This is a genomic window from Pseudomonas sp. Irchel 3E19, assembly GCF_900187585.1.
GTDB classification, from domain to species: Bacteria; Pseudomonadota; Gammaproteobacteria; order Pseudomonadales; family Pseudomonadaceae; genus Aquipseudomonas; species Aquipseudomonas baetica.
In genome coordinates this window covers 145331-162252 of the sequence record NZ_FYDT01000003.1, presented here as the reverse complement: position 1 = coordinate 162252, position 16922 = coordinate 145331, and the positions used below count along the sequence as shown (strand labels likewise).

The 16922-nt window shown below is 62.8% G+C and carries 18 protein-coding genes; all 18 read right to left on the bottom strand.

The genetic code is table 11. The annotated features are described in order from the left end of the window. Positions 1 to 107: 107 nt before the first annotated feature. The 18 genes from CKW18_RS03205 to CKW18_RS03120 all read right to left on the bottom strand — a co-directional run bounded on the left by CKW18_RS03205 (position 108) and on the right by CKW18_RS03120 (position 16915). Positions 108 to 551 (bottom strand): excinuclease, encoded by a 444-nt coding sequence (locus CKW18_RS03205; protein ID WP_095187426.1) that lies wholly within the window; start codon positions 549 to 551, stop codon positions 108 to 110. 21 nt (positions 552 to 572) lie between these two features. Beyond that, positions 573 to 1808 carry a beta-ketoacyl-ACP synthase gene (locus CKW18_RS03200; RefSeq protein ID WP_095187425.1) on the bottom strand — a complete coding sequence of 412 codons (1236 nt, stop codon included), beginning with the start codon at positions 1806 to 1808 and terminating at the stop codon, positions 573 to 575. Continuing rightward, positions 1808 to 2536 carry a 3-oxoacyl-ACP reductase FabG gene (fabG, locus tag CKW18_RS03195; RefSeq protein WP_095187424.1) on the bottom strand — a complete coding sequence of 243 codons (729 nt, stop codon included), beginning with the start codon at positions 2534 to 2536 and terminating at the stop codon, positions 1808 to 1810. Before fabG ends, CKW18_RS03200 begins: the two co-directional genes overlap by 1 nt. After that, the gene (locus CKW18_RS03190; RefSeq protein ID WP_095187423.1) at positions 2529 to 2993 is read right to left on the bottom strand and encodes a hotdog family protein; all 465 of its coding nucleotides are present in this window, start codon (positions 2991 to 2993) and stop codon (positions 2529 to 2531) included. The genes fabG and CKW18_RS03190 overlap by 8 nt, the downstream gene beginning before the upstream one ends. Then, the gene (locus CKW18_RS03185; protein ID WP_095187422.1) at positions 2990 to 4186 is read right to left on the bottom strand and encodes a beta-ketoacyl-[acyl-carrier-protein] synthase family protein; all 1197 of its coding nucleotides are present in this window, start codon (positions 4184 to 4186) and stop codon (positions 2990 to 2992) included. The genes CKW18_RS03190 and CKW18_RS03185 overlap by 4 nt, the downstream gene beginning before the upstream one ends. After that, entirely contained in the window at positions 4183 to 4650 is a 468-nt protein-coding gene (locus tag CKW18_RS03180) for a hypothetical protein (protein ID WP_095187421.1), read from the bottom strand. Before CKW18_RS03180 ends, CKW18_RS03185 begins: the two co-directional genes overlap by 4 nt. Positions 4651 to 4790: 140 nt before the next feature. Continuing rightward, positions 4791 to 5516, bottom strand: a complete 726-nt coding sequence (locus CKW18_RS03175; RefSeq protein ID WP_095187420.1) for a class I SAM-dependent methyltransferase — start codon at positions 5514 to 5516, stop codon at positions 4791 to 4793. Continuing rightward, positions 5513 to 6760: an NAD(P)/FAD-dependent oxidoreductase gene (locus CKW18_RS03170; RefSeq protein WP_095187419.1), complete on the bottom strand. Its 1248-nt coding sequence runs from the start codon at positions 6758 to 6760 to the stop codon at positions 5513 to 5515. The genes CKW18_RS03175 and CKW18_RS03170 overlap by 4 nt, the downstream gene beginning before the upstream one ends. Continuing rightward, positions 6747 to 7910 carry a sodium:proton antiporter gene (locus CKW18_RS03165; protein ID WP_095187418.1) on the bottom strand — a complete coding sequence of 388 codons (1164 nt, stop codon included), beginning with the start codon at positions 7908 to 7910 and terminating at the stop codon, positions 6747 to 6749. Before CKW18_RS03165 ends, CKW18_RS03170 begins: the two co-directional genes overlap by 14 nt. Continuing rightward, a complete protein-coding gene (locus tag CKW18_RS03160; RefSeq protein WP_095187417.1) occupies positions 7907 to 10246 on the bottom strand; it encodes an MMPL family transporter in 2340 nt (779 codons plus the stop codon). The genes CKW18_RS03165 and CKW18_RS03160 overlap by 4 nt, the downstream gene beginning before the upstream one ends. Beyond that, positions 10230 to 10832, bottom strand: a complete 603-nt coding sequence (locus CKW18_RS03155) for an outer membrane lipoprotein carrier protein LolA (RefSeq protein WP_095187416.1) — start codon at positions 10830 to 10832, stop codon at positions 10230 to 10232. The genes CKW18_RS03160 and CKW18_RS03155 overlap by 17 nt, the downstream gene beginning before the upstream one ends. Continuing rightward, on the bottom strand, positions 10829 to 11254 hold the full coding sequence (locus tag CKW18_RS03150; protein ID WP_095187415.1) for a thioesterase family protein: 426 nt from the start codon (positions 11252 to 11254) through the stop codon (positions 10829 to 10831). Before CKW18_RS03150 ends, CKW18_RS03155 begins: the two co-directional genes overlap by 4 nt. Further along, positions 11247 to 12791: a histidine ammonia-lyase gene (gene hutH / locus CKW18_RS03145; protein ID WP_095187414.1), complete on the bottom strand. Its 1545-nt coding sequence runs from the start codon at positions 12789 to 12791 to the stop codon at positions 11247 to 11249. The genes CKW18_RS03150 and hutH overlap by 8 nt, the downstream gene beginning before the upstream one ends. Beyond that, positions 12772 to 13719 carry a glycosyl transferase gene (locus CKW18_RS03140; RefSeq protein ID WP_095187413.1) on the bottom strand — a complete coding sequence of 316 codons (948 nt, stop codon included), beginning with the start codon at positions 13717 to 13719 and terminating at the stop codon, positions 12772 to 12774. Before CKW18_RS03140 ends, hutH begins: the two co-directional genes overlap by 20 nt. Continuing rightward, positions 13716 to 14450, bottom strand: coding sequence for a glycosyltransferase family 2 protein (locus CKW18_RS03135; protein WP_095187412.1), 735 nt, complete (start codon positions 14448 to 14450; stop codon positions 13716 to 13718). Before CKW18_RS03135 ends, CKW18_RS03140 begins: the two co-directional genes overlap by 4 nt. After that, positions 14443 to 16122: an acyl-CoA synthetase family protein gene (locus tag CKW18_RS03130; protein WP_095187411.1), complete on the bottom strand. Its 1680-nt coding sequence runs from the start codon at positions 16120 to 16122 to the stop codon at positions 14443 to 14445. The genes CKW18_RS03135 and CKW18_RS03130 overlap by 8 nt, the downstream gene beginning before the upstream one ends. Then, positions 16119 to 16664 (bottom strand): hypothetical protein, encoded by a 546-nt coding sequence (locus CKW18_RS03125; RefSeq protein WP_095187410.1) that lies wholly within the window; start codon positions 16662 to 16664, stop codon positions 16119 to 16121. The genes CKW18_RS03130 and CKW18_RS03125 overlap by 4 nt, the downstream gene beginning before the upstream one ends. Further along, a complete protein-coding gene (locus tag CKW18_RS03120) occupies positions 16661 to 16915 on the bottom strand; it encodes an acyl carrier protein (protein ID WP_095187409.1) in 255 nt (84 codons plus the stop codon). The genes CKW18_RS03125 and CKW18_RS03120 overlap by 4 nt, the downstream gene beginning before the upstream one ends. Positions 16916 to 16922: the final 7 nt, after the last annotated feature.

Sequence of the window (16922 nt, the reverse complement as noted above, 5' to 3'; positions counted from 1 at the left end):
GGGGATTGGGCTCGCCGCTCCGGCAGGCGGTGCGATGGCCTGTCAGGATGAGTGTAGATGCTGAAATGAGCAGGGCGCCGAATGGCGCCCTTTGTGGTTTCTGGCGTTTACTGCACCTTCGCCAGATCACCCTTCAACGCAACCCCCGCCATGATCGCGCCGGCGTGGCATTCGTAGGTCTGCGCATCCTTGCGCTCGTTGCTCTTGTAGAAGCTGACGATGTTGGTCACTGCGTTGGCGCCGGCGCTTTTCGCGGCCTGGTGCAGGCTGATGATGGCCGATTGCACGACCCACTCGCAGGCCTCTGTGTCGGACTTGTTGAAGGCGTTGGTTTTCTTGTTGGTCACGGCACCTGGGCTGAGCACGGTGACTTTGCCGGCCGGGGTGTTGCCGGCCAGATAGAACTTCACGCTGCCATCGATTTTTCCCGAACGGGTCGCTTCGGCGACGGCTTTGTCGAACGGCAGGTAAACCGCCGTGTCGCGGGCCTGGCTCACGGCCGGCAAGGCGCAGAGCAGCAGAGTGATGGCAGCGAGTTTCTTGAAGTGCATTGGAGGTCTCCTTGACCTGGATTAATTCGGTTGCGGCCAGCGGCGGAAAATCAACGAGGTGTTGACGCCACCAAAAGCGAAATTGTTGTTCATCACGTAGTCGTGGTGCATCTGGCGGAATTCGCCGCGTAGGTAATCGAGCTTGCCGCAGTGCGGATCGACCTCGTCGAGGTTGAACGTGTGCACGTACAGGTCGCGGTTCATCATCTCGATGCTGAACCAGGACTCCAGCGCGCCGCAGGCCCCGAGGGTGTGGCCGAGGAAACTCTTCTGCGAGCTGATCGGCATGCGTTCGCCAAACAAACTGCTGGTCGCCAGTGTTTCGGCAATGTCGCCCTGTTCTGTAGCCGTGCCGTGACCATTGACATAACCGATGGCATCCGGCGTCAGGCCGGCGTCTTCCAGCGCCAGCTCCATCGCACGGCGCATGGTGGTTTGTTCCGGGCGTGTGGTGTGCTGGCCGTCGGCGTTGCTGCCGAAACCGACGATTTCGGCGTGGATGTGTGCGCCGCGAGCGAGCGCGTGTTCCAGCTCCTCAAGCACCAGCATGCCGCCACCTTCGCCGATCACCAGGCCGTCGCGGCCCTTGTCGTACGGGCGCGGGCTGGTTTGCGGCGCATCGTTTTTCAGGCTGGTGGCGTAGAGCGCGTCGAAGACCATGGCTTCGGTCGGGCAGAGTTCTTCGGCGCCGCCGGCGAGCATCAACGGCAAGCGACCGAACTTGATCGCCTCATACGCGTAGCCGATGCCCTGGCTGCCGCTGGTGCAGGCGCTGGACGTCGGGATCAGGCGTCCGGTGAGGCCGAAGAAGATGCTGATATTGGCGGCGGTGGTGTGCGGCATCATCCGCACGTAGGAGTTGGCGTTCAGGCCTTCGGCCACCGAGTTGAGCAGCATGTTGCCGAAGGCTTTGATCTCGTCGGTGCTGCCGGTGGACGAGCCACAGGCCACGCCCATGCGCCCGTCCTTGATCGAGGCGTCGCCGAGCAAACCGGCGTCGGCCAAGGCTTGTTCCGCCGCACCGACTGCCAGCCGCGACACCCGGCCCATGCTGCGCAGTTGCTTACGGGTCCAATGCGCGGGCACCACGAAATCATCGATGGGCCCGGCCAGGCGTGTGTTGAGTTCGCTGAAGCGATCCCACTCGTCCATCCGCCGAATACCGCTGCGGTTGGCCGCGAAGTTGCCGGCGATGGTGTCCCAGTCGCTGCCCAGCGAGGTGATGCCGGCCATGCCGGTGACGACGACGCGCTTCATCAGCACAAGCCTCCGTTGACCGCCAGTACCTGACGGGTGATGTACGAGGCTTCCGCCGACATCAGGAAATTTACTGCAGCGGCCACCTCTTCGGGGGTGCCCATGCGTTGCGCGGGGATCATTTTCATCAGTTCTTCCACCGGCACGTTTTCGTCGAGCATCGCCGTGTCGATCAGGCCCGGCGCGACGCAGTTAACGGTGATTTTGCGCTTGCCCAGCTCAATCGCCAACGCTTTCGCTGCGCCGATAACGCCGGCCTTGGAGGCGCTGTAGTTGACCTGGCCACGGTTGCCGATCAGCCCCGATACAGACGTGATGCAAACAATGCGACCGGCGGCACGGCGGCGGATCATCGGCATCATCACCGGGTGCAGGACGTTGTAGAAACCGTCGAGATTGGTGCGCAGCACCACGTCCCAATCGTCATCGCTCAGCGCCGGGAACGCGCCGTCGCGGGTCAGACCGGCGTTGAGCACCACGCCGTAATAGGCGCCGTGGGTTTCGACGTCGGCTTCAAGAATGCTTTTGCAGGCTTCACGGTCGGCAACGTCGAATTGCAGGATGCGCGCGCTGCGGCCCAGCGCTTGGACTTCGGCTTGCACAGCTTGTGCCTCGGCAATGCCGCTGCGGCAATGCAGGACGATGTCATGCCCGGCTTGCGCCAGACGCAAGGCAATGGCGCGGCCGATGCCACGGCTGGAGCCGGTGACCAGTACGGATTCAGTCATCGTTCGACTCCTTTGCTTGTTGCAGATATTGGGTTGGCTGTGGCGGGCGGAACACGTTCAAGCGTGCGCTGGCGGCGATGCCTGCGCCGTTGATGTGACACTCGAAAACGCCCATGCCGTTGTCGTCTTCCAGCGAGCGGATGCCATGGATGGTCAACTCGCAGCCCGCAGGAAACGCGTCGACGTTGCACTCGAACTTGCGTGTGCCAAGCAAAAAGCCCAGCTCCACCGGATTGCCTTTGCGTCGCGCGTGGCAGCCGGCGAACGCGGCGACGCTCTGCGCCATCAGCTCGATGCCGACCCACGCTGGCAAACTGCCGTCGGGCAGGCTGAACAGGCCGTCAGGCTTGACCGTGAGGCGGGTGTAAATCTGCTCTTCGTCGAAGCTGAGAATCTGCTCGATCAGAATCATGTCGCCCGCGTGGGGCAGCAGTTCGGCGAGCGGCCAGTCGGTCATGGGGCGTCTCCGATAATCAGGCTGACGTTATTGCCGCCGAAGGCAAACGAGTTGCTCATCAGGTAGCGGGGTGCAATGGACGACAGGCGTTCGCTTGCGGTCACCCAGTTGAGCGGCGGCAGGGCTGGATCGGCCTGACCATCCCAGACGTGCGGCGGCAAGGCGTGTGTCGGGTTGTCATCGCTCAGGCTCAACCAGCAGAACGCGGCTTCCAGTGCGCCGGCTGCGCCCAGGGTGTGGCCGGTCATCGGTTTGGTCGAGGAGCAGGCGACCCCGTCGGGAAACAGTGTGGCGACGGCCAGGCTTTCCATGGCGTCGTTGTGCTGGGTCGCGGTGCCGTGCAGGTTCAGATAGTTGATTTGCGCCGCTTGCAGATCAGCGCGGCGCAAGGCTTTCTGCATCGCTTGCAGGGCGCCGCGACCGCTCGGCTCTGGCGCTGAGATGTGGTGCGCATCTGAGCTGGCGCCGGCACCGAGCAGGGCGATGGCTGGGCCATCGCCACGTCGCTTGGTCATCACGAACAGCACCGCCGCTTCGCCGATGTTGATGCCGTTGCGGTTGGCTGAAAACGGATTGCAGCGCTCGTCGGACACCGCGTCCAGTGAAGAGAAACCGTTGAGGGTCAACTTGCACAGACTGTCGACGCCACCGCACAGCACCGCGTCGCACAGACCGAGATCGAGCAGGCGTTGCGCGCTCATCAGTGCGCGGGCGCTGGACGTGCAGGCCGTGGAAATCACGTAGGCCGGGCCGCTCAGTTGCAGCCAGTCGGCGAGGAAATTTGCCGGAGCGCCGAGTTCCTGTTGTCCGTAGTCGTATTGCGCCGGGAAATGCTGCTCACGGAGGAAATGCGCCAGGCCTCGGCTGGCTTCATCGATGCCTGAGGTGCTGGTGCCGAGCACGACGCCGATGCGGTCGCGGCCGTAAGTCTGGATCGCGTGATCGATGTCGGCGCGAATCTGCAGCGCGGCTTCCAGCAACAACTGATTATTGCGACTGCTCTGGCCGGCCAGTTCTGGCGGGATCGGCGCCAATTCACCGTGTACGGCGGCCACCGGCAACTCACGCTCCGCCACCCAGCCCGACTCGGGGCGCATGCCCGAGCAGTCGCCGGCGAACAGATTGCGCGCGATTTCTTGCTTGTCGCGGCCAAGGGCGCAGATGACGCCGAGGGCATTCAGGTAGGCGGTCATGGCGTCGGTTCACCGAGTGGAGAAACGCGATAGTGCGGGCCTTGGGGCAGGTCTAATTCAAAGCTCAACGGTTGTACATAACGAATGTTCCAGCGCGCGGACAATGAACGTTGACCACCCTGTTGCTGCGCGGAGGGGTAATTGCGCATCAGTTCGCCAGACGGCGTCAGGGCGAACAGCAGCGCGGCGAACAGCTCCCGGGCTTCCGGATTGGGCGGCAGCAGACCGTCGGCCTGCCAGTGGCCGTCGATCAGTTGCTGACGGGCCTGAGGAATGCCCAGCGGGTCCATCATCGACCAACGGATGCCTGGGCCTTCGCGCTGAATGACGAGCAGCCAGTCCTGGCGTTGTTCGGCTTGTTGGCGTTCGATGTGCAGTTGCAAGGGCAGCGGCAACGTCGGGTTGCCGGTTGGCAGCGGCGCCTGGCTGGCGCAACCGCTTAGCAGGGCAAACATCGCCAGCATCAGCCACACCACAAACCCTGTGGGAGCGGGCTTGCTCGCGAAGGCGTCGGCACTTTCAACATTGGGGCTGACTGATACACCGCTATCGCTGGCAAGCCAGCTCCCACAGGGTTTGGAGTGTACAGGTCGAAAGTGTTGCATCAGATATCACCTGCCAATGGCTTGCGCGCGACAACGTTCACCAGCGTTTCCTCACGCTCGCCAAACGGCTTCGGCTTGCGCAACCCGAACCGCTCCAGCAAACCAAAATCCTTCGAGCGGCTCCACCACAAATACGGGTACGAGACGTTGCGCTCGCCAAACTCGAAACCCTGCTCGCGAATCATCTGCAGATACTGCGCAGCGCTCTTTTGCACATGCATCGGATGGCGGAACAGCCAGCGGATCACCCACGTATCGATGTAAGCCTCGGTGGATTCGGCGAACAGCAGATAACCGCCGGGCTTGAGCACTCGATAAAACTCGGCGAGGGCCTTTTCCTGCTCGACCAGATGATGAAAGGTCTGATGACAGAACAGCAGATCGACGCTGGCGTCCGGCACGTTCAGCGTCGCGCAATCGCTGCCGATCAACTCGACATCCAGGCCTTGGCGCACCGCTTCTTCGCCGCTCAATTCAAGGCTGTGCGGATCGGCGTCGATGCCGATCAAACGCTGTGGCGCGAAAGTCTGGCGCAGGTGACGGAACGACTTGCCCTGACCGCAACCGGCATCCAGCAACACCGGATTCGCCGGCAACGACTCGCTGAACAACCCGCGCAGATCGTTGATCGCCACGCGCAACACATGGTGTTGCCAGGTGTGGCTGCGCAGGAACCAGAAACCGAAGCGGGTTTCCTCGACGTAGCTGTCGCTCAGGTAAGTCATGGGGCGTCCTTTGCGCAAAGTTCGGAAATCATCTTCAACCGGCGGCGCGCTTCGCTGACGAACGGGTTGCGTTCGTCCCAGGCATAACCGGCGAGGATCGAGCAGATCATCCGGCGAATCTCCGCCTGGCTGTCTTCATAAAAAATCACGTCTTGAAAGGTCCCGGCGTACCAGCCCTCGACGTAGCAGCGGAAAGTGTCGACGCCGCGTTTCAGCGGTTCGGCAAATTCGCTTTGCCAGTCGACGGTTTCGCCCTGCAACTGACGGTGCAGCACCGCCGCTGCCATGCTCGCCGAACGCATGGCGATGGTCACGCCGGAGGAGAACACCGGGTCGAGAAATTCTGCTGCGTTGCCCAGTAGCGCGAAGCCTGGCCCATGCAAGGTTTTGACGTTGGCTGCATACCCGCCAAGCGTGCGCGCTGGCGTGTCCCACACGGCGTTGTTCAGGACGCCGGCCAGGCTTGGCGTCTCGGCGATGAAACCACGCAGACAGGCATCAAGATCGTCATCGCGGCCAGCGAAGTGCTCCGCTGCGGCAACCACGCCCACCGAGCAACGACCGTTGCTGAACGGGATCGTCCAGAACCAGATATCGCGATGCTGCGGGTGGGTGGTGACGAGGATTTTTTCGCGGTCGAACGCCGGGTTGTCGATGTGATCTTCGACGTGGGTGAACACGGCTTGGCGCACCGGGAAGTTCGATGGCGCTTCCAGATCCAGCAAGCGCGAGAGCACGCGACCGTAACCGCTGGCATCGAGGACGAAATCGGCCTCGACGCGGTATTCGCTGCCGTCTTCACGACGCACATCAAGTTGTGGTTTTGTCCGGTCGAAATCAACGCTGACGATGGCATCGCCATAGCGGATCTCGGCACCTTGCAGCGCCGCTTGATCGGCCAGCAATTTGTCGAAATCGGCGCGCTGCACCTGGAACGTGGTCGGCTTGCCGTGGGTGAAGGTGTCGCCAAAATCAAACGCGCTGTAGCGCTCGCCCCAGGCAAACGCGGCGCCGGTCTTGCGCTGGAATCCGGCGGCGTTGACGGCGTCGAGCATGCCGGCTTCTTCGACGAAGTCCAGGCAATGACTGAGCAGGCTTTCGCCGATGGAAAACCTTGGGAAGTGCTGACGCTCGATGACCAGCACGTCGTGGCCCTTGCGCTTGAGCAGTGCGGCGGCGATGGCGCCGGACGGGCCGGCGCCGATGATCACGACCTGACGGGATTCCATTTCAACGATTGGCACGTGAGCTCCGGGGTAATGAGGTAGGCAAATTCAGTGGCGCACGGTGCAGGCCGATCAGGGCCGGTAACAGCGTGGCGATCAGGCCCATCAGCATCAGCGCGAAGTACAGCGCCGGGGTGATGAGGTGTTGTTGCAACAGCAGATTGAGAAAGACGATTTCGCTGAGGCCACGAATGTTCAGCAGCACGCTTTCACGCCAGCGGCTGGCGCCTGCAAACGAAGCACCGGCCCAGCCGAGGCCGAGCCAGTTGCCGAGCAGTTTACTGGCAATCGGCAACAGCAGCAGCGCGGCCCATTGCCCGGCGCCGAGGCTGGCGAGAGCCGCGTGCACATCGATCTGGACGATGCCGAAGGTGAGGATCAGCGGGATCGCGATCCACGTCTGCAAACGGCTCATCCAGCGCGCCGGTAGCGGCAGCACCAGCGGTACTTTCAGCGCGGCCATGCACAGCAGATAACCGATGCCGAAAATCAGTGCGTTGAGTTTGTAGTGCTCGGCCATGACCAGCAGCGCGAAGAAACCGAGGCTGTAAGTCAGTGGTCGGCGCACACCGGACAGATACAGCACTAACGGCACGCACGCGAGGCCCAGCGGCAGCAACAGACCGCTCAGGTGCAAACTGCCCTGAGCGAGGCCGAACAGCGTCCAGCATGTCAGATCGATCAGGATCGCTGTCTGCACCAGGCGCCGGGTGGCAGAGGGCGGGTAATCGATGTGGCGCAGATACAAGTACAGCACCGGGATCGCGGTAATCGCGAACACCAGACCGATGGCCAGTGAGTTGAGCCACGGTTGCGCGGGCAGCAGCCAGTACGCAGCCGCCAGACCACAGGCAAACGGCACGGCGAAACTCGGCACGGCGATTTTCACGCTCTGGCGATCCAGGCGCAGATCGATCACATCGCTGAGGATATGCCCGAGCAACAGCGCAAAACTCAGGCTGTAGAGGTTTTTCAGCCACACCGGTGCGATCAGTTCGGCACCGCTGAGCTGCCAGCCCGGTTCGATCCAGAAATACATCAGCAGCGGCAAACCGAAACTCGCCAGCAGCAACTGGCTGACAATCGGTATCAGGCCGAAGTGGCGGCCGATGCGAGTAGCTAAGACGAACAACGCCAGGGCCAGCAGCCAGAAACCGATGACCATCATGCTGCACGCTCCGAAACGCTAGCGGTGTGTTCATGACGCCCGGCCCAAGGCGCGAGCATGAAACTGAACGCCAGACCTAGACTCACCGACAAACCGAAATTGCTCACCGCTGGTGTGCTGGAAACCGCCAACAAGCCAAACGACAGCCATGTGGTCACGGCCGCCAGCAAGGTGCCGAGCAGACTCACCGCCGCGCCGCCGATCTGCTCACGCATGAGAATCGCGTAGTCAACGCTGATCGCCGTCACCAGCAGCAAGCCGAACAAGCTGAACAGGGTCAGCGGCTGACCGAGCCAGCCGAGGCTGGCCAGACTGCACAGCGCTGCCAGCAACGGCAGAGCAACGATGCGCAAAGCCCCGCCGAAGCCGAAGGGCAGGATCAACACCAAGACGATCAACACGCAGGAGGCGAGTTTCAACTCGGCGGCGCTGATCTGCGTCGCGGCAAAAACGTTGTTCAGATCACCGAGGCGATCCACCAGCACCACGCCCGGCAGATCCAGCGCCTGCACGCGCAGCAGCGACGGATTGTTCAGGCCTTGCAGGCTGGTCATCGCCGCCACGCCGTCTTCGGTCGGACCGAGCCACAGCGTGCGGTACGGCTCGCCGAGCGGCCCGGCCAGTGCAACGTCGATGTCCTCAAGGGGCAGCGACTGCAACTGTTGCAGCTCGGTTTGCAGCGCGGCGACGGGCACGCCGAGATCGATCAACGGCTGCCAGAACTGTGGCAGTTTGTTCAGTGCTTCGCGCACTTGCTGTTGCTGACCCGGCGGGCTGAGCAGTTGATCGAGGGCCAGATAGCCTTGCAGCTTGTCGAGGTTGACCAGTTGCTGCAGACGCTCGCTCAGCGCCGCCTGACGTTCGAGCAATTCCTGCTGGTTGGCGGCGCGCACCAGAAAGAACTGGCTGGTCGGCTGATAGCCGGTGATGCGTGCGATGGTCTGCGCTTCATCGGTCAGGCGTTGCGGTGCGCCGACCCACTGGCGGATATCGTTTTTGCTTTGCAGTTGCAGCAGACCGCCTACGCAAAACGCGATCAGCAGTGCGAGCAACACCGGGGTGCGCACGCGTTCAAGTAGTTTTTCCCGCAGACCGACTAGCCGCTCGGCCAGATGCAGCGGCCATTGCGCCGGACGCAGTTCGACATTCTTCAGCAGCGCCGGCAGCAGACACACCGCCGACAGATAGGCGCCGAGCAACCCGGCAGCGGAGAACACTGCGATTTGCGTCAGCGCCGGGAACGGCGTCCACGCCAGCGCCAGATAACCGATGGCGCTGGTGATCAGGCTCAACGTCAGCCCGGACAGGGTCAGGCGCAAGGCCGGCCAACTGCGCCACGGCTTGAGGCTCCAGCTCTTGGATAGATAGTGCAGCGGATAATCCACCGCCACGCCGATCAGGCTGGAACCGAGCACCAGTGTCATCACATGCATATGACCAAACAGCGCCACACACGCCACCGCACCGAACAGCATGCCGACCAACACTGGCACGAAAGCCAGTAGCACCCGCCAGCGGCGGAACGCCAACAGCAGCAACAACAGAATGCCCAGCGTGGCGCCTCCGCCGACCCAGGTCATTTCGCGTGTGGCTTGTTGCTGGCCATTGGCGGCGTAAAGCAAACCGCTGGCGGCCAGTAATTGCACGTCGGACTGTGCCGCTTGGTCACGACTGTGCTGAAGCAGATCCGCCACTTGCAGCGGCAGGTTCATGTCGAAGGCATTACCGGTGGTGCGCGCGCGCAGCAGCACCCAGCTCTTGCCGTCAGCGTCGGCGACCAGCGCGCCGCTGCCGATGTCCAGTTGTACCGCGCCGTGTTTCGGCTGGCTGTTCTGGATGCGTCCGGTCAGGCCCAGCCAGTCATCCTGACTCGCCACCAGACTGAAACCGGTAAACGGGTCAAACAGCGCCTGCACCCGTTGCTGAATGAACGCGTCGGGGTGCTCGATCAGCAGTTGCCGATCATCTGCCGAGAGCATCGCCAGCCGCCCTTGCAGCAGTTGCGTGCGCAGGGCCGGCAGATCGGCTTGCAGGTTCCACTGCACTTTGTCGAACAGTCCGCTGGCCTGCCATTGCTCGCCCAGCGTCTGCGCCATGGCCAGCGCTTGCTGGCGATCAGCGTGACCGACCAGCACCAGCATTTCGCGATTCAGCGGTTCCTGCATGCGCTGTTCGGCACGCAGTTCGAGGGCGTCGGGGTTCGTGCCCGGCACCAGTTCCATCAGGTTCGCCGACAGCGGCGCACCGTTGCGCCACTGCCAACCGGCCAGCGCGATGACGGCCAGCAGCAGAATCAGGAACAGCCACGGCAGTCTGCGTTCACTCAGCAAAGTCATGTTGCTCCGCGTCGCTCAACGGTTGGCCGGCGCTGCTGTCCTGCATGCGCAGCACGGTGCTGTCGCCTTGGGTTTCCAGCAGTTCGATGGTTTGCACCAGTGCGCCGCCGTCGATGTTGATCTGCTTGAAGACTTGTTTGAGTAGCAATGAACGCGGCGTCAGCGTCAGTTTCCACTGCTGCGCATCGCCGCTCAGGGCCAGTTCGAAATCCCGTTGCAGACCACTGCTGTCGCCTTGCAGCACGGCGAGGAACAAGCGGTTCTGCTCGGCGCCAGCGCTCTTGTTCGGCAGCAGCTGCCAGCCGTTGCCGTCACGCCGGGCAATGCCTTTGGCGTTGATGCGGTAGTCCTGTTGCAGTGGTGATTTCAGCAGCCAGAGCAGGCCGTGATTTTTCGCGAGAACGAAGCTGCCCTTGCTGATCAGCGGCTGGGGCAGGGCGCGCAGGTGTTTTTCCTGGATGAACTGGCCGTGGATCACGTCCGGTTTCGCCAGTTGTTCACTGAGCTGTTGCAGATCGAAGGCGTTAGCCAGAGACGACATCGCCAGCAGCGCCAGTGCGCTCAAGCCTTTAACAAAAACATTCATCGCAGCATCCTTTCCACGGCATCGGTGAAGACTTTTGGTGAGGCCAGTTGCATCTCGCGGCTGCTCACTTCGACCGCCACTTGCACGGAGCTTGCGCGGGTCAGGCGCTCGCCGCTTTGCAGGTCGGTGATCAGGTAGTTGATCTTCAGGCGGTTTTCCCACTCCACCAGACTGGCGCGTACGTTGAGCTTCTGGCCGAACACTGCGCCGCGCACGTAGCGCAGTTGCAGGTCGATGATCGGCCAGGCGTAACCGGACTCGACCATGTGCGTGTAGTTGTGGCCGATCTTGTCGAGCAGCGCACAACGCGCTACTTCCAGGTATTTGACGTAATGGCCGTGCCAGACCACGTGCATGGTGTCGACGTCAAAAAACGGCACGAGGATTTCCGTATCGGCGTGAAGCACTCCGGCACTACGCATGCAGCCTCCAGTGTTGCGCGGCGATGCGTTGCAGGCACAGGCGCAGCTCGCCTTCCAGCGCACGGTCTTCGATGACCGGCGGGAAGTCCTTGGCCAGTTCTTCGTGCATCGCCGCGAGAGACGGTGGCAACGGTCGCGCGTCTTCAGCCTGACCTCGCAGCCACACGCCCTGGTTGGCGGCGAGCAGCGTGGCGGCGGCGACCTGTTCGGTCAGCTCCAGTACGCGGATCGCGTCGCGGGCGGCGATGGTGCCCATGCTCACCTTGTCCTGGTTGTGGCACTCGGTGGAGCGCGAGAACACGCTGGCCGGCATGGTGTTTTTCAACGCTTCGGCGGTCCAGGCGCTGGTGCCGATCTGCACAGCCTTGAAGCCGTGATTGAGCATCGCTCGATCGGCACTGGCGCCGGACAGGTTGCTCGGCAAACCGTGGTTGTAACGCTCGTCCACCAGCAACGCCAGTTGACGGTCAAGCAGGTCGGCGACGTTGGCCACCAGGTTTTTCAGGCTGTCCATGGCGAACGCGATGTGCCCGCCGTAGAAGTGCCCGCCGTGCAAAACACGTTCGGCTTCGGCGTCGATGATCGGGTTGTCGTTGGCGCTGTTGAGCTCGGTCTCGATGAACGCGCGCAGCCAGTTCAGGCTGTCGGCCAGCACGCCGAGCACATGCGGGGCGCAGCGCAGCGAGTAGCGATCCTGCAAGCGATGCAGCGGCGCAGTCGGCGCGTCGATCGCCAGATCCTTGCGCAGCCACGCGGCGACTTGCATTTGCCCAGGGTGCGGTTTGGCGGCGAACAGGCGTTCGTCGAAGTGTTCCGGGTTGCCTTGCAGCGCCACCACATTGAGTGCGGTGATGCGCGTGGCCAGTTGCAGCAGGTAATCGGCGCGGGCGTAGGCGAGGCAGGCGAGGCCAGTCATCACGGCGGTGCCGTTCATCAAGGCCAGCGCTTCTTTGGGGCGCAGCACCAACGGCGTCCAGCCCAATTCGCGGTGCACATCGGCTGCCTGACGACGCTCGCCGCGGAACATTACTTCACGCTCGCCGGACAGCGTCGCGGCGACATACGACAGCGGCGTCAGATCGCCGCTGGCGCCGACCGAACCTTCTTCCGGAATCAGTGGCAGGATGTCGTGTTCAAGAAAGGCGTGCAGACGCTCCAGCAGTTCCACGCGTACCCCGGATACGCCGTGGCACAGCGACTGCAAACGTGCCGCCAGCACCGCGCGGGTGGCCTGTGCGTCGAGCAGTTTGCCGAGGCCGCAGCCGTGGAAGGTGTAGAGGTGACGCGGCAACGCTTCAACGTGATGCAGCGGCACCGCAACCACGCAGGAATCGCCGTAACCGGTGGTCACGCCGTAGATCACGCCTTCCTTGTCCAGCAGCGAATCGAGGAACCGCGCGCCCTTGGCGATGCGTTCGCGGTAAGCCGCGTCGCTCTGCAACTGCACGGGCGCCTGACGGTTGGCCAGGGCCAGCACGTCTTCGATGCGCAGAGGGCGTTCGCCGAAGGTTACCGGCTCATGGGTTGGCGTCGTCATCGGTCTTCCAGAAAGGGTAAAAGTTGAACCATTGTTGCGGCGCTTCGAGGCAATAGTGACTCAGGCGCTGCGCATAGCGGGTGGCCCACTGATGAATGACCTGCTCGCGCTCACTGCGCTTCCACACCACGGCGTCAGCGAAGGGTTCGAGGGTCAGGCGATAGTGGCCGTCCGGTTGTTTGAGGCACATCAGCAGATTGACCGGGCACTTGAGCAAACCGGCCAGCAGCCAAGGGCCTTGCGGGAAGGGCGCGGGATGGCCGAGGAAGTCGACAGTAACGCTGCGCCCGCCATGCAGCGGCACGCGGTCGCCGGCAATCGCCAGCCACTCGCCGCGTTCCAGGCGTTCGTGCAGTTGCAGCATGATCACCGGGTCAAGTTCGCTGACCTGAATCAGGCGCAGATTGGTCGCCCCGGCCTCGCCGAGCAACCGGTTGAATTGCTCGGCGTGCTTGGTGTGTACGAGGACGTTCATCGTGACCTTTTCGCCGATCTCCGCCAGCGCCCGGCACACTTCGAGATTGCCCAGGTGCGCGCCGACCAGCAGTTGCCCGCGACTGCCGCGCAGTTGATTGCGCAGCAGCGCCGGATCGATGATTTCGATCTGCTCGATGCGCAGCTTGCCGTTCCACACGTCGAGCTTGTCGAGCATCGAATCGGCGAACGCCATGAACTGGCCAAACACGCGCCAATGACTCGGACGCAAGTCTTCGCGTTTGTTCCAGTCAGCCAAACGCTGCTGGTACTGCCAGGCACTGCGCCGGGCGGTGCGGCCAAACAGGAAAAAGTACAAAACGATGCCGTACAGCAACGGGCTCAGCAGACGCCGGCCAAGGACTTTGGCGGCGAGTGCGGTGAATTTCATCAGCAGGAAACTGCCGCGTTCTTCGCGGTCGGCCCAGTGCTTTTTGTCGGTCTCGAGGCTCATGTGCGCCACCGCCGCCAGAGGATGACCGGCAAGCGCAGCAACATGCCAAAGAACAGCCGCGTATGCATGCTGGAAATCAGCGCGTTGTCGTGGAGCAGCCGGAAGTGCGACACGCCATCGAGCGGGTAATGCACGCTGGTTTGCAGCCAGCGCATCGGCTGATTGCGCCATGACAGGCGCACCAGAATGTCCGAGTCGAAGTCCATGCGCTTGCCGACTTTTGCCGAATCGATCAGCGCGAGGGTCGGCGCCAGTGGATAGACACGAAAGCCGCACATCGAATCGCGAATCTGCAACGACAGCGTGTTGATCCAGACCATCACGTGAGTCAGGTAACGCGCGTACAACCGGCCCTTTGGCACGCTCTCGTCGAACAGCGGATAACCGCAGATCATCGCTTCAGGATGGGCGCGGGATTCTTCGACGAAACGAGCGACGTCGAGCAGGTCGTGCTGGCCATCGGCGTCAACCTGTAAGGCATGACTGAAGCCCAGGCGTGAGGCTTCACGCAGACCGGTCATCACCGCGCCGCCCTTACCCTGATTGACGGTGAGCCGCACCAGATAGACGTTATCGCGCTCGGCCAGGCCATCGAGCACGCGCGCGCAGGATGGCGTACTGGCGTCATCGACCAGGATGCACGGTAGATTTTGCGCGAGCAAAGCGTCGACCACGGTGCCGATGGCGGTTTCGTGGTTGTAAACCGGAATCACGGCGCAGGGGTTATGCATGATCCGCCCCCAGCAAAATCCGCCCGCTGGAGCAGGTCGCCGTGTCATTGCGGTAAGCGAAATACAGCTTGCGGCGCTCGGGGTCGAAGCGCAGATGCAACTGGATTTCATCGCCGGGGCGCACCAGTTGCTGGAACTTCAGCACTTCCATGCCGGTGAACGCTGCGTTCAGGTTCAGCAACTGGCGACCGAGGTTCAGCGCCCATTCGACCTGCACCACGCCGGGCAATACCGGGGCCTTGGGGAAGTGGCCGCTGAAGTAGGCCAGATCCGGTGGCACGCTGAGTTGCAGGCTCCATTCGCCGTCGGTTTCGACTTGCTCCAGCACTTCGGGGGCTTTCGGGCGATCAGCGATGAGCAGCGCTTCGATGTCGGCCTGCGGCAGCTTGCCTTGGCTGTTCAACGGCAGTTGCCGCACCAGACGCCAGCGCCGCGGCAGGGCCAGGGCCTCGCAATGCTGGCTCAGGTGCTTGCGCAGGGTTTCGGTCAGGCTGCGGCGGCCGTGTTCGCGTAACGCAAACAGGCCGTCTGCACTGAGCACCAGTAATGCGCCGAGGACGGCACGATTTTCCTGCACCACACCCAGACGCGCTTCGGCGACCCAATCGTGGGCGACCAGCGCTTGCTCGAGCATCGGCAGGGAAATGCGTTTTTCTTCAAGTTTGACGATACGGTCCAGCCGCCCCAGCAGTTCGAAGCGACCATCGGCAGCGATGCGCGCAGCGTCGGCGGTGTGTTCGACATGGCCGGCGGGCAGGTAAGGCGAGGCGATGAGCAGGGCGCCGTCGGCGTCCTGACTCAGTTCGACAGCGGCGAACGGCTGCCACAGGGTTTCGCCCTGACGCCAGGCAATGCCGCCGGTTTCCGAGCTGCCGAGGATTTCCGTCGGCCACTGTTGCAGGCGTTGATGCAGGCTCTGCGCGGCTTCGGCCGGCAACGCGCCGCCGGAGGAAAACACCCGGCGCACGGCGCTCAGGGCCGGCCAGTCGAGGTTGTCGCCCATGCGCTTGAGCAGCGCCGGACTGGCGACCCAGGCGAAGGCCGGATGCTCGCGACTGGCGCGCTGCAAATCCTCGGGGAAGGGCAGTTGCTTGCGCAAGAAGGTTCGCCCGGCGCACAGCGGCCACAGCACGCGAAACAGCAAGCCGTAAATGTGTTGGGTCGCGACGCTGCCGATGATGCAGGCTTCACCGAGGTCTGAGCCCCACAGCTGTTCCAGCGCTTGGACCTCATTGGCCATTTGACGCAGGGTCTTGTCGATACGCTTCGGTTCACCGCTGGAGCCGGAAGTGCACAGGCTCAAGCGGCACTCATCGAGGTTCAGCTCAGCGCCTGGCATTGCAGGCTCATGCAAGTCAGCCAGGCAGCTGTCACCGGTTTGATCGGTCAGCCACAGATCGACTTCGCCCGACCAGCGCTGGCGGGTCTGCGCTTGCAGATCCGCGGGCAGCAACACGCTGACGCCTGCACGCCAGGCGCCGAGCAGGGCGATGGCCAGTTCGGCGGCGTCTTCCAGATGCACGGCCAAGCGCTGCACACCTTGGGCTTGCAGGCCGGCGGCGACGCACAGCGCCTGTTCGCACAGTTGCGCGTGATCGAGTGCCGGTGCGTGGCTGATGGCCCGTGCCGGCAGGGTCTTGAGCAACAACTGCTCAAGTTTTATCCAGTTCATGTACGGCCTCTTACCCGTTGTCGTATCAGCCATTCAATGGCAAACATCAAGCCGATCAATCCGTAGGAGATCAGGCCGGTGTACAACATCCACCAATGCAGCGGCGCCCACAGGGTGAGGAGGGCGGCGCACAAACCGTTGCAGAAGAAAAACACGCTCCAGGCCACAGTGACCTTTCGGGTGTAGGCAATCGCGTTGGCCGGCAACTGCGGTTCGCGTAGCCGCGCCAGGCGCTCGACCATCGGCGGGCCGAATTTCAGACTCAGGCTGAACAGCACCAGCATGAAGCCGCTGATCAGCACCGGATACCAGCGCAGCAACAGCGGGCTGTCGAACACCGCCAGCAGCAGGCAGAAGACAATGGCCACGCAGGCCATCCACAGGCTGCCAGGCTTGCGTTCGCCGGTCAGCGCGCGCGCCAGCCACAGGCCGCCCAGCAGCAAACCAAACTGCCACGGGGCAAAGTGCTCCATGCCGAAATACACCGCAAAGGGGTACAGCAGGCCGGCCAGCAGCAGGCCCAGGCCGATCAATCGGCTCATGCGGCCGGTTGAACCAGACGGAAAACCGCCTCGACCACGTCACCGACGGTGCGCACCGATTTGAATTCTTCGGCGGCGATTTTCTTGCCGGTCTGACGCTTGATGTGATCGATCAGATCGACCGCGTCGATGCTGTCGATTTCCAGATCCTGATACAGGTTTGATTCCAGACTGATGCGCGCAGGCTCCAGTTCGAACAGCTCGACCAAGGCATCGCGCAGGGTGTTGAAAATATCGTCACGAGTTTGCATGGTCCGG

What these genes read in the sequence shown, in the direction of transcription:
- CKW18_RS03205 (WP_095187426.1), bottom strand. Translation starts at nt 551, where the DNA reads ATGCACTTCAAGAAACTCGCTGCCATCACTCTGCTGCTCTGCGCCTTG.
- CKW18_RS03200 (WP_095187425.1), bottom strand. Translation starts at nt 1,808, where the DNA reads ATGAAGCGCGTCGTCGTCACCGGCATGGCCGGCATCACCTCGCTGGGC.
- fabG (WP_095187424.1), bottom strand. Translation starts at nt 2,536, where the DNA reads ATGACTGAATCCGTACTGGTCACCGGCTCCAGCCGTGGCATCGGCCGC.
- CKW18_RS03190 (WP_095187423.1), bottom strand. Translation starts at nt 2,993, where the DNA reads ATGACCGACTGGCCGCTCGCCGAACTGCTGCCCCACGCGGGCGACATG.
- CKW18_RS03185 (WP_095187422.1), bottom strand. Translation starts at nt 4,186, where the DNA reads ATGACCGCCTACCTGAATGCCCTCGGCGTCATCTGCGCCCTTGGCCGC.
- CKW18_RS03180 (WP_095187421.1), bottom strand. Translation starts at nt 4,650, where the DNA reads ATGCTGGCGATGTTTGCCCTGCTAAGCGGTTGCGCCAGCCAGGCGCCG.
- CKW18_RS03175 (WP_095187420.1), bottom strand. Translation starts at nt 5,516, where the DNA reads ATGACTTACCTGAGCGACAGCTACGTCGAGGAAACCCGCTTCGGTTTC.
- CKW18_RS03165 (WP_095187418.1), bottom strand. Translation starts at nt 7,910, where the DNA reads ATGATGGTCATCGGTTTCTGGCTGCTGGCCCTGGCGTTGTTCGTCTTA.
- CKW18_RS03160 (WP_095187417.1), bottom strand. Translation starts at nt 10,246, where the DNA reads ATGACTTTGCTGAGTGAACGCAGACTGCCGTGGCTGTTCCTGATTCTG.
- CKW18_RS03155 (WP_095187416.1), bottom strand. Translation starts at nt 10,832, where the DNA reads ATGAATGTTTTTGTTAAAGGCTTGAGCGCACTGGCGCTGCTGGCGATG.
- CKW18_RS03150 (WP_095187415.1), bottom strand. Translation starts at nt 11,254, where the DNA reads ATGCGTAGTGCCGGAGTGCTTCACGCCGATACGGAAATCCTCGTGCCG.
- hutH (WP_095187414.1), bottom strand. Translation starts at nt 12,791, where the DNA reads ATGACGACGCCAACCCATGAGCCGGTAACCTTCGGCGAACGCCCTCTG.
- CKW18_RS03140 (WP_095187413.1), bottom strand. Translation starts at nt 13,719, where the DNA reads ATGAGCCTCGAGACCGACAAAAAGCACTGGGCCGACCGCGAAGAACGC.
- CKW18_RS03135 (WP_095187412.1), bottom strand. Translation starts at nt 14,450, where the DNA reads ATGCATAACCCCTGCGCCGTGATTCCGGTTTACAACCACGAAACCGCC.
- CKW18_RS03130 (WP_095187411.1), bottom strand. Translation starts at nt 16,122, where the DNA reads ATGAACTGGATAAAACTTGAGCAGTTGTTGCTCAAGACCCTGCCGGCA.
- CKW18_RS03125 (WP_095187410.1), bottom strand. Translation starts at nt 16,664, where the DNA reads ATGAGCCGATTGATCGGCCTGGGCCTGCTGCTGGCCGGCCTGCTGTAC.
- CKW18_RS03120 (WP_095187409.1), bottom strand. Translation starts at nt 16,915, where the DNA reads ATGCAAACTCGTGACGATATTTTCAACACCCTGCGCGATGCCTTGGTC.